Genomic DNA, 10,268 nt, shown 5'->3' with positions numbered 1-10,268 from the left:
GTGCGGGGCGTGGACCCGCCGACTCAACCGACACCCCCATCCCCTCCGGTACGCCGGCGAGTGCGCGAGCGTGGGGATGCCCCGCTCAGCCGAAGAAGACGCCTACCTCCTCGTAGAGCTTGGGGTCCACCGTCTTCAGTGTGGCCGTGGCTTCCGCGATGGGGACGCGGACGATGTCCGTGCCGCGCAGGGCGACCATCTTGCCGAAGTCGCCGTCCCGGACGGCTTCGATGGCGTGCAGGCCGAAGCGGGTGGCGAGCCAGCGGTCGAAGGCGCTGGGGGTACCGCCGCGTTGGACGTGCCCGAGGACCGTGGTCCTGGCCTCCTTGCCGGTACGCCTCTCGATCTCCTTGGCCAGCCATTCGCCGACACCGGAGAGCCGGACATGCCCGAAGGAGTCGAGCGAACCGTCCTTGAGGACCACGTCGCCGTCCTTGGGCATGGCGCCCTCGGAGACGACCACGATCGGGGCGTACGAGGCCCTGAAACGGGAGGTCACCCAGGAGCAGACCTGCTCCACGTCGAAACGCTGCTCGGGGATGAGGATGACGTTCGCGCCGCCCGCGAGGCCCGAGTGGAGGGCGATCCAGCCCGCGTGCCGGCCCATCACCTCGCAGACGAGGACCCGCATGTGCGACTCTGCGGTGGTGTGCAGCCGGTCGATCGCCTCGGTGGCGATGTTGACGGCGGTGTCGAAGCCGAAGGTGTAATCGGTGGCGGACAGGTCGTTGTCGATGGTCTTCGGTACGCCGACGACGGGAACGTCGAACTCGTCGGTGAGGCGAGCTGCGACGCCCAGCGTGTCCTCACCGCCGATCGCGATGAGCGCCCCGACGCCCTGCTTGGTGAGCGTCTCCTTGATCCGGCGGATGCCGTTCTCGACCTTGAGCGGGTTGGTGCGCGAGGAGCCGATGATGGTGCCGCCGCGGGGCAGGATGCCGCGCACGGCGGGGATGTCGAGCCGGACGGTGTCGCCTTCGAGCGGCCCCCGCCAGCCGTCCCGGAAACCGACGAAGTCATAGCCGTACTCCTGCACGCCCTTACGGACGATGCCCCGGATGACGGCGTTGAGCCCGGGGCAGTCGCCGCCTCCGGTCAGTACTCCGACCCGCATGGAAAAGTCCCTTCGCCATGGTTGGCTGATGGGACTCACGCTAATAGTGATCCAGGTCACTTTGGCATGGTGCGGAAGGTCAATTCCGGTGAATTGTGCGGGTGTTGATCACCTGTCGTCACCCGAAGGTGGACGACAGGCACATGTGCGCGAGCCCTACACCTCGTCGAGGCCGCGCTCGATCGCGTAGCGGACCAGCTCGACCCGGTTGTGGAGCTGCAGCTTGCCCAGGGTGTTCTGCACGTGGTTCTGGACGGTGCGGTGGGAGATGACCAGGCGCTCGGCGATCTGTTTGTAGCTGAGGCCCTTGGCGACCAGGCGGAGCACCTCGGTCTCGCGGTCGGTGAGCTGCGGGGCCCTGGGCTGGTCGCCGCCGGTGGCGGGCCCGGGGTCGGAGGCGAGGCGGCGGTACTCGCCGAGGACCAGGCCCGCGAGGCCCGGCGTGAACACCGGATCGCCGACGGCCGTGCGGCGCACCGCGTCGATCAGCTCCTCCGTGGACGCCGACTTGAGCAGATAGCCCGTCGCGCCGGACTTGACCGCCTCCAGGACGTCGGCGTGCTCACCGCTGGCCGACAGGACGAGGACGCGCAGCACCGGGTTGGCTCCGACCAGCTCCTTGCAGACCTGGACTCCGGGCTTGGCGGGCAGGTTCAGATCGAGCACGAGGACGTCGGGTGCGGCGGCCTGGGCACGACGCACGGCCTGTTCACCGTCGCCCGCGGTGGCCACCACGTCGAACCCGGCCTCGGCGAGGTCGCGCGCGACGGCGTCCCGCCACATCGGGTGATCGTCCACCACCATGACCCTGATCGGCCCATTGCCCTGCTCACTCATGCCCGCTCCGCCTTCCCCCGTGAACCCTTGGAACCCATCGAACCCCTCGGCGCTTCACGATCCTTCTCCGACTCCGACCCCGCCGCTTTCGGTACCTTCAGCTCGACTTCCGTGCCCTGCCCGGGGACCGAGATCAGCTCGGCCGCGCCGCCGATCTCGCGCAGCCGGCCGCGGATCGACAGGGCGACGCCGAGCCGCCCCTCACCCTCTGCCTGAGCGAGCCGCCCCTCCGGGATGCCGGGGCCCTCGTCGCGTACCGTCACGATCACCGTGTCCGGCTCGTCCTCGACCAGGATCCAGGCGCGGGCGTCTTCGCCGACGTGCTTGCGGACATTGTCCAGGGCCGCCCCGACAGCCGCGGTCAGCTCCCGGGCGGCGGCCGGGGCGAGCGGCACGGCCGCGCCCGGCTCGGAGAGCGTCACGCGCGCGGTGGCGTACGGGACCAGGAGCGCGCGCAGGTCGACGGGGCCCCCGGGGTTCTCGTCGTCCGGTTCGTCGACGGCGCGTACAAGGGCACCGAGCGCCGCGTCCTCGGACACCCGGGAGACGGGCACCAGGCCGCCCGAGACAAGCGTGCGCAGCGCCACCTCCTGCTCGCCGGCCATCCGGCCGAGCTCGGCCGCCTCGCCGCCGAGGGCGGAGGCGCGGCGCTGGACCATGGCGAGGACCTGGAGTACGCCGTCGTGGATGTCGCGGGCCAGACGCTCCCGTTCGCGGGTGGCGGCCTCGATCTCCAGGGCGCGGGCGAGGGTGCGCTCGGAGGCGCGGGCGACCTCGACGACGTACCCGATGGCGATGGAGGCGACCCAGACGAGGAGCACGTTGTGGATGGTGTCCCGGGTCGGGGCGCCGCGCTGGACGAGGTTGGCGACCGCGACGAGCGTGGAGGCGAACGCCGCCCAGCGCCAGCCGCCCTTGATCGCGAATGCCAGGACGGAGCCCGCGGTCCATATCGACGGCAGGGTCGGACCGCCGGCCTGTATCCGGGCCGCGTCGTCGGCGACCCGGGTGAGCAGGATGCCGACGAGCGCGATGGTGAGGTCGGCGGCGAGGAAACGCTTGGTGCAACTGGCCGCGTTGGCGACCCTGGGCAGCGTCGCGACGGTCCACACCACCAGCACGGCGAAGTACGCGATGGCCACCCAGGGCCGCGCGAACGTGTCGTAGGCGGTGACGAAGAGCCCGATCGCGTACACCATCGTCAGCAAGCGGTAGCCGCTGAGCGCACGCCACAGCGGCTGCTCGACCGACATCCTCATGACTCGCTCACGCTTGGTCATGTCCCCCACCCCATACCCCACACCCCACGCCGCTGACGAACGCGGCTAGGAACCGGCCCGTTCCTTCTCGGCAGCCTCAGCAGCCGCCTTTTCGGCCTCTGCCTCTGCCTCTGCCTCTGCGGCGACCTTCGCGGCCTGCTTCTGTGCCTGTTCGGCTTCCTTCTCGGCTTCCTTGTGCGCCTGCTTCTCGACCTTCGCCGCCTCCACGATCTGCCGCTTGGCGGCCGTCGCGTAGATGTCGACGTACTCCTGGCCCGAGAGCTTCATGATTTCGTACATGACCTCGTCGGTCACCGCACGCAGCACGAAACGGTCGTGCTCCATGCCGTGGTAACGGCTGAAGTCGAGCGGCTTGCCGATGCGGATTCCCGGGCGCATCAGCTTGGGCATCACCTTGCCCGGCGGCTGGATCTTCTCGGTGTCGATCATCGCGACGGGGATGACGGGCGCGCCGCCGGCGAGCGCCACGCGCGCGAGGCCGCCGGGTTTACCGCGGTAGAGCCGGCCGTCGGGCGAGCGTGTGCCCTCCGGATAGATGCCGAACAGCTCACCGCGCTCCAGGACGTCGATACCGCTCTTGACGGCCGCCTCGCCCGCACCGCGCGCACCGGAGCGGTCCACCGGGAGCTGGCCGACGCCCTTGAAGAAGGCGGCGGTCATCCGGCCCTTGATCCCGGGCGTCGTGAAGTACTCGGCCTTCGCGATGAAGGTCACCTTGCGATCGAGGACTGCGGGCAGGAAGAACGAGTCGGAGAACGACAGGTGATTGCTCGCCAGAATGGCGGGGCCCTCGGCGGGGATGTTCTCGAGGCCTTCCACCCAGGGCCTGAAGGCGAGCTTCAGCGGCCCTCCGATGGAAAACTTCATTGCGCCGTAGATCAACCGAGTGCCTCCTGTGTAGTAGCTCAGACCTTAACCCGGAGCACTGTCAAAGGGCCCGACGACCCTGGTCGGTGTCGGTGCGGTCGCGTACGGTGAAGTACGCCTCGAACTCCCGGGGTCGGGTCTTGCTTCTGCCGCTTGTCCCATTCCGCCCGTCTCATGAACAGGAGACCGAAGGTGCCGGTCCTTCCTGGAGCCGAGCCGTTCCGCCATGAAGGCGGAGAGGTCGGCGTCCTCCTCTGCCACGGTTTCACCGGTTCCCCGCAGTCGCTGCGCCCCTGGGCGGAGTATCTCGCCGAGCGCGGTCTGACCGTCGCGCTGCCGTTGCTGCCCGGGCACGGCACCCGCTGGGAGGACATGCAGCTCACCGGCGGGCAGGACTGGTACGCGGAGGTGGACCGCGAGCTGCGGGCCCTTCTGGGGCGTTGTTCGCAGGTCTTCGTCCTCGGCCTCTCCACAGGCGGCGCGCTGGCCCTGCGGCTCGCCGTGAAGCACGGCGACAGGATCAGCGGCATCGTCGTCGTCAACCCGCTCAACAAGTTGCACGGCCCGGCGCCCTACGCCCTTCCGGTACTCCGGCACTTCGTGGGGTCGACGAAGGGGGTCACGAGCGACATCGCGAAGGAAGGTGCCAAGGAGCTCGGCTACGACCGGGTGCCTCTGCACGCCGCGTACTCGTTGCGGAACTTCCTCCGGGTCGTCGACGGCGAGCTGCCGCAGGTCACCCAGCCGCTGCTGCTTCTGCACAGCCCGAACGACCATGTGGTGCGGCCCGCCGACTCGGCGCGTGTCCTCAGCCGCGTGTCGTCCACGGACGTGACGGAGATCCTGCTGGAACAGAGCTACCACGTCGCGACGTTGGACCACGACGCGGACCGGATCTTCGAGGAGAGCTACGCGTTCATCGGCCGGCTCGCACCCAGCGTCGGCAAGGAGTCCGACGCGGGTCGACCGGTTCAGCAGGAAGGGACGGCCACGGGTGGCTGAGCACGAGGCGGACCGCGACGATTCCGAGGAGAAGGGCGTGCCCCTGGGCGAGCCCTTCGGTGAATCCCTCGGCGACGAGCAGAACGTGCCCTTCGACGAGGAGGCCGCGTGGCAGGCGATCGTCTCCGGGTACGGCGACGAGCCCAAGGACCCGCCGGGCGCGAAACCGTTCAAGTCGGTGGAGGACCTGGCCCTTCTCGAACCGGAGACGAACGACGACAAGGCCGGAACCACGACCGAGGACACCTCCGAGGACACGTCCGAGGACACCTCCGGCGATAAATCCGCACCCGCCAAGCCCCTCGGCAGCGCGGTCGCCTTCGCCCCCGGCGTCGCCGGTCCGCGTGACTTCCAGGCACCCGAGCCCGCCGACGAGGACCTCGACGAGGACGACGAGGGCCACTTCGTACCACCCGAGCCGCCCCCGCTGCCCGCGGCCGACACCACGGCCAAGTTCGCCTGGCTCGCCGTCCTCGGCGGCCCCGTCCTGCTCCTGCTGGCCGTCCTCCTCGGCTGGGACATGACCTGGTGGCTCACCACCCTCGGCATCGGCGGCTTCCTCGGCGGCTTCGCCACGCTGGTGACCCGCATGAAGAGCGACGACGAGGACGGGGACGACCCCGGCCGGGGCGCGGTGGTCTGACCCGACCCCCTACACAGCAGCCGGCACCCGGAGGGCGGCCAGCACCGGAAGGTGATCGGTCGCCCTCTCAAGATCGGTCTCCGCAACACCCGGAAGGCCCAGCGGTACCCCACACCCCAGGACCTCCACCCCCTCCGTGGCAAAGATCGCGTCGATCCGTTGATGAGGATCCACCGCACTGGAGGTCAGCTCACCGCCCCAGGCCCGGGTGGCCCAGCCATCCTGGAGAGCGGCGCCAAGCCGCTTGAAGGTGCGCCCCTCAGGCCGCTCATTGAGATCGCCCCCCACAACAGCATGCGGCGTGCCCAGACGGGCCACCTGCTCAAGCAGCATGCCCCCCTGCTCATACCGCTCGTCCTCCCGAAGCGAGAGATGACAGCTCACCACCCCCACCCGAACACCCCCGAACCGAACCACCGCCGTGGCGAACCCGCGCCGGTGCAGCCCGGGCGTGAGTGGAAGCAGGACATCCTCGGTCCGCTCGACGGTCGCCCGCAGGGAGCACAACAACGCAGGCCCGGACGCGGTACCCCCACCCGACAGAACAACCTGCCCGGAAGCCGCCGCAAGCCGAGCCAGCTTCTTCCGCCACCGAAAGAACCGCGGAGCCTCCTGCACCAGCACAAGGTCCGGCGAACAGGCCCCGATGACGCGCGCGAGCGCATCAGTGTCATCCCGCATCGACCGGATGTTGTAACTGAGCACCCGAACAACGGCCGAACCACCGGCTTCAGTACGGGAGTTGGGCAACGGCCTGACCACACTGGACGAGCTATTCGGCATGACGATCAAGATACGACAACACAGCCCCCGAGCACCCGGCACGCCCCGCGCCCGCAGCCGCCCACGCACGGAAGGGGCCGTGTCGGTACATCAAATGCCCGCATCCGAACGGATCAAGAAGAAACAGCTCCCTCGAACCCACAGCAGATCCGTTCGGATGCGGGTGGATGTACCGGCGCGGCCCCGCCCCACGACGACACAGCAGGCGCACAAGACGCACGACAACGCCCGCCGCCCCCGAAGAGGGGCACGGCGGGCGCACATCACACAGTGAACGTCACATGATCGGATCCGGCTCCCGGGCCAGATCCGCCGCCCCCACAAGCCCCGCCTTGTTCCCGAGCTGCGCGGCGATGACATCGGCGACGGGACGCCAGTTGCCCCCCACCAGCCACCGCTTGTACGACTTGCGAATGGGGTCGAGAACCAGCTCGCCCTCGTCCGACAGACCGCCACCCACGATGAAGGCGGACGGGTCGAAGAGCGAGGCCAGATCGGCAAGGCCCGCACCGGCCCAGCGGGCCAGCTCACGGTAGGAGTCCACCGCGACCGGGTCACCCTGGCGCGCGGCGACCGAGATGTGCTTGCCCTCGATGCCGTCGGGGCTGCCGTCCCCCAGCGCGAGCAGGATCTCCGCGTTCTCGGGGGTGGCGTTCGCCCGCTGCTTCGCGTACCGGACGAGCGCCCGCCCGGAGGCGTACTGCTCCCAGCACCCCTGCGAGCCACACCCGCACAGCAGACCGTCCGGCACCATCCGGATGTGCCCGAACTCGGCGGCCACACCGAAGTGCCCGCGGCGCAGCTTGTTGCCGATGATGATGCCGCCGCCGAGACCCGTGCCCAGCGTGATGCAGATGACGTTCCGGTGGCCCTTGCCCGCGCCGAACCTGTACTCGCCCCACGCGGCCGCGTTGGCGTCGTTCTCCACGACGACCGGCAGCCCTACGCGCGATTCGACCTCGGCCTTCAGCGGCTCCTGCCGCCAGTCGATGTTCGGCGCGAAGTACACCGTCGAGCGCTGGCGGTTCACGTACCCCGCCGCACCGATACCGACGCCCACGATCTCGTGTCCGGCACGCGCACCGTCCACCGCGGAGGCGATGGCATCCACGATCGCCTGCGCCGTGGTGGGAGTCGGCACCTTGTGGGTCGAGAGGATGTTGCCTTCCTCATCGACCACACCGGCCGCGATCTTCGTGCCGCCGATATCGACGCCGATGGTGAGTCCCATGAATCCCTCAGTTTCGGTCGAGCCCCGCTACGGCCAACCGTACCCGAGCTGCCTTTAGTCCAAGTCGATGTGTTCCCCTGGACCGGTGCCCTCGTCGCGAGGGCCCGTGTCCCGGGTCGTCCAGCGTCGCTCCTGCGCCTCGACGGCCGACCGGTAGGCGGCGAGCAGCTCGGAGCCCGCGGTCGCGAGGTGGTCGAAGACATCGGGGTTGCGCTCGATGACGGGTTCGACGGCGGCCTTGGCCTGCTGCACGACCTGGTTGACCACCTGCTGGGCGGCGCCGCCGGCGACCGCGCCGAGGAGCGGCGACTGCAGTCCGGACAGCTTCTCGGCGACGGTGTCGACGAGCTTGCGCAGCTCATCGGCGGCCGAGCCGGGCGGTGTGCCGTACTGGGCGCGGCGACGGGCCTTCTCCGCCGCGAGATCCTCGGCCACCGCGTGCGCCCAGGCGTCGGCATCGACGTCGGGCGCACGGACTTCGCCAGCCGCTTCCTGAGCGGCGTCGGACGGCGTGCGCTCTTCGCTCATGGCGGTTCTCCTGACTACGTTTCGTCCCTCCGACGTTACCCGAACGGAGGTACGTGGTTCACCGTGTGCGCGGCCACAGTCCGGGGTCCGGCGCGAATCGGATCCTCAGTTCACCCTCGCGCAGGGCGGCGCCGTCCACGGTGCAGCGCCGCAGGGCCGACGGCAGCGGCACGATCCGGCGGAACTGTCCGACGGTGACGACGAGTTCGTCGCCGCGCCGGATCAGGTCCAGCTCCTCGCGTATGGCGCCGGGCAGCGGGATGTGCCAGACGAGGACGCTCTCGTCGGCGAGGCGGTCCTCGAGGGGCCACTCGACGGGGGGCGGCGTCTCGTTGACGACACCGGGTACGGGGAGCGCGGCGAGGTCGTGGGTGCCGCGCGGGTCGTGGCCGCGGTGCGGGACCTCGTGGACGTCGTACGTCTCCTGCCACTCGTCGAGTGCCTTGCGCTGCTGGGCGGCGAGGGCGGCGAGCCAGGTGTCGTTCGTGGCACCCGGCAGCACACGGCTGGCGACCAGGGCGTCGACGGAGAGGCCGCGCAGGGCGAGGGCGGTGCCGGCGGCGCGTACGGCGTCGGTGCCGGCGGGACCCGGCTCGGCGACCAGCCGTACGGTCGTGGCGCGGTCCTCGACGACCGCCTCCACGGCGGCCAGTTCGAGGTCCCAGCGGGCCGCCGTCTCGTACAGCCACTGGGCGGGCATCGGGACGCCCGCGAGGCGGCCGAGGACGGGGCGCAGGGCGCGGGCCGCCTGGCGTTCCGCCGGGAGCAGGCGGCGCAGGTAGCGGCGGAGTTCCTCGGGGAGGGAGAGGAGAGCGAGGGCCTGCGGGGTCGGGGGGAGGTCGACGACGAGGAGGTCGTACGTGTCCGAGGTCGCCGCGTCGCGCAGGGCGCGGAGGAGGGCGAGCTCCTCGGCGCCGGGGAGGGGGGTGACCTCCTCGGCGTCCAGGCGGTTGGCGCCGAGGAGGTCGAGGGCGGTGGTGGCTCGGTCCTGGAAGGCGGTGAGGTCGGCGCGGAAGCGTTCGGTGGCGTCGGGGCGCCAGGTGGTGAGGTTGTCGCCCGCCGCTGCCGGAGCGGGCCCTGTCCGTACGCCGAGGGCGGCGCCCAGGGTGTCCGTGCGATCGGCGCTCAGTACGAGGGTGCGGGTGCCGTTGCGGGCGGCCTTCAGCGCGGTGGCCGCGGCGACGGTGGTGCGGCCGGAGCCGCCGGGGCCTGTGATCAGGATGGTGCGCATGAGGGTGAACGGTACCTGGGCCGGCGGGGGCGCCTTTCCTGGCTGGGGCGCCTCCGCGTATCGATGGCACCCGGCGCCCGTGTCGGCGTAGAGGCGTTATTCGCCCCCTCCGCCCCTACCCATCCCGTACTTGGGGCTCCGCCCCCAGACCCCCGTATCGCGCTGAACGTGCTCGTCCTCAAACGCCGGACGGGCTGAAAGATCTTGGGCCTACTTGGTCTCCTCCACCCGCTTCTTCAGGCCCGCCAGCGCGCGGTCGATGATGACCTTCTCCGCCTTGCGCTTGATCATGCCGAGCATGGGGATCTTGACGTCGACCGTGAGGAGGTAGGTGACCTGGGTGGCGCCGGTGCCCGCGGGCTTGAGGATGTAGGAGCCGTCGAGGGAGCGGAGCATCTGGGACTTGACCAGGGTCCAGGAGACCTCGTGGTCGCCGGTCCAGGTGTAGCCGAGGGTCTGGTCGTCCTTGATGGCACCGGCGTCCATGACGAGGCGTACCTGCTCGGCGCGGCCCTGGTCGTCCGTGGCGAGTACCTCCGCCTCCTTCACCTCGCCGGTCCAGTCCGGGTAGCGGGCGAAGTCGGCGATGACCGCCATGACATCAGCCGGTGCCGCCTCGATCGTGATGCTCGAACTGGTGTGTTCAGCCATCGCCGTGGCTCCTCCAGATACGGTCCGGTGAGGGAGGGTGGTGCGCACGTGTGTGCAGCGTGAAGGCTACCGCGCACCGGACGCGGTGCCGTCACCCGCAC

Annotated in this window: 11 protein-coding genes; 2 read left to right on the top strand and 9 right to left on the bottom strand. The window is 70.2% G+C overall.

The window, feature by feature from the left end:
• Window positions 1-85 precede the first annotated feature (85 nt).
• The 4 genes from ACFWP7_RS28395 to ACFWP7_RS28380 all read right to left on the bottom strand — a co-directional run bounded on the left by ACFWP7_RS28395 (window position 86) and on the right by ACFWP7_RS28380 (window position 4,098).
• Entirely contained in the window at window positions 86-1,114 is a 1,029-nt protein-coding gene (locus ACFWP7_RS28395; RefSeq protein ID WP_384386678.1) for a 6-phosphofructokinase, read from the bottom strand.
• Between the two features lie 156 nt (window positions 1,115-1,270).
• On the bottom strand, window positions 1,271-1,951 hold the full coding sequence (locus ACFWP7_RS28390) for a response regulator (RefSeq protein ID WP_384386675.1): 681 nt from the start codon (window positions 1,949-1,951) through the stop codon (window positions 1,271-1,273).
• Entirely contained in the window at window positions 1,948-3,231 is a 1,284-nt protein-coding gene (macS, locus tag ACFWP7_RS28385; protein ID WP_384386673.1) for a MacS family sensor histidine kinase, read from the bottom strand. Before macS ends, ACFWP7_RS28390 begins: the two co-directional genes overlap by 4 nt.
• Window positions 3,232-3,276: 45 nt before the next feature.
• Window positions 3,277-4,098, bottom strand: a complete 822-nt coding sequence (locus ACFWP7_RS28380; RefSeq protein ID WP_384386670.1) for a lysophospholipid acyltransferase family protein — start codon at window positions 4,096-4,098, stop codon at window positions 3,277-3,279.
• Window positions 4,099-4,290: 192 nt separating this feature from the next.
• On the opposite strand from ACFWP7_RS28380, the gene ACFWP7_RS28375 reads away from it, so the two are divergent.
• Together ACFWP7_RS28375 and ACFWP7_RS28370 are read left to right on the top strand one after the other, a co-directional pair.
• Complete coding sequence (locus tag ACFWP7_RS28375) at window positions 4,291-5,100, top strand: alpha/beta hydrolase (RefSeq protein WP_384386667.1); 810 nt, start codon at window positions 4,291-4,293, stop codon at window positions 5,098-5,100.
• Window positions 5,093-5,743 (top strand): hypothetical protein, encoded by a 651-nt coding sequence (locus ACFWP7_RS28370; RefSeq protein WP_384386664.1) that lies wholly within the window; start codon window positions 5,093-5,095, stop codon window positions 5,741-5,743. The genes ACFWP7_RS28375 and ACFWP7_RS28370 overlap by 8 nt, the downstream gene beginning before the upstream one ends.
• Window positions 5,744-5,752: 9 nt before the next feature.
• On the opposite strand, the gene ACFWP7_RS28365 is transcribed toward ACFWP7_RS28370, so the two are convergent.
• The 5 genes from ACFWP7_RS28365 to ACFWP7_RS28345 all read right to left on the bottom strand — a co-directional run bounded on the left by ACFWP7_RS28365 (window position 5,753) and on the right by ACFWP7_RS28345 (window position 10,167).
• A complete protein-coding gene (locus ACFWP7_RS28365) occupies window positions 5,753-6,526 on the bottom strand; it encodes an endonuclease/exonuclease/phosphatase family protein (RefSeq protein ID WP_384386807.1) in 774 nt (257 codons plus the stop codon).
• A gap of 277 nt (window positions 6,527-6,803) precedes the next feature.
• The gene (locus tag ACFWP7_RS28360; protein ID WP_384386660.1) at window positions 6,804-7,757 is read right to left on the bottom strand and encodes an ROK family glucokinase; all 954 of its coding nucleotides are present in this window, start codon (window positions 7,755-7,757) and stop codon (window positions 6,804-6,806) included.
• Window positions 7,758-7,811: 54 nt separating this feature from the next.
• Window positions 7,812-8,285, bottom strand: coding sequence for a DUF5304 domain-containing protein (locus tag ACFWP7_RS28355; protein WP_384386657.1), 474 nt, complete (start codon window positions 8,283-8,285; stop codon window positions 7,812-7,814).
• 58 nt (window positions 8,286-8,343) lie between these two features.
• Window positions 8,344-9,516 carry an ArsA family ATPase gene (locus tag ACFWP7_RS28350; RefSeq protein ID WP_384386654.1) on the bottom strand — a complete coding sequence of 391 codons (1,173 nt, stop codon included), beginning with the start codon at window positions 9,514-9,516 and terminating at the stop codon, window positions 8,344-8,346.
• Window positions 9,517-9,726: 210 nt separating this feature from the next.
• Window positions 9,727-10,167, bottom strand: a complete 441-nt coding sequence (locus ACFWP7_RS28345; protein ID WP_384386652.1) for an SRPBCC family protein — start codon at window positions 10,165-10,167, stop codon at window positions 9,727-9,729.
• Window positions 10,168-10,268 lie beyond the last annotated feature (101 nt).

This window comes from Streptomyces sp. NPDC058470 (assembly GCF_042721055.1).
Classification (GTDB): domain Bacteria; phylum Actinomycetota; class Actinomycetes; order Streptomycetales; family Streptomycetaceae; genus Streptomyces.
Note: the sequence above shows the minus strand (reverse complement) of the source record. Positions and strands in the feature narration are given on the sequence as shown.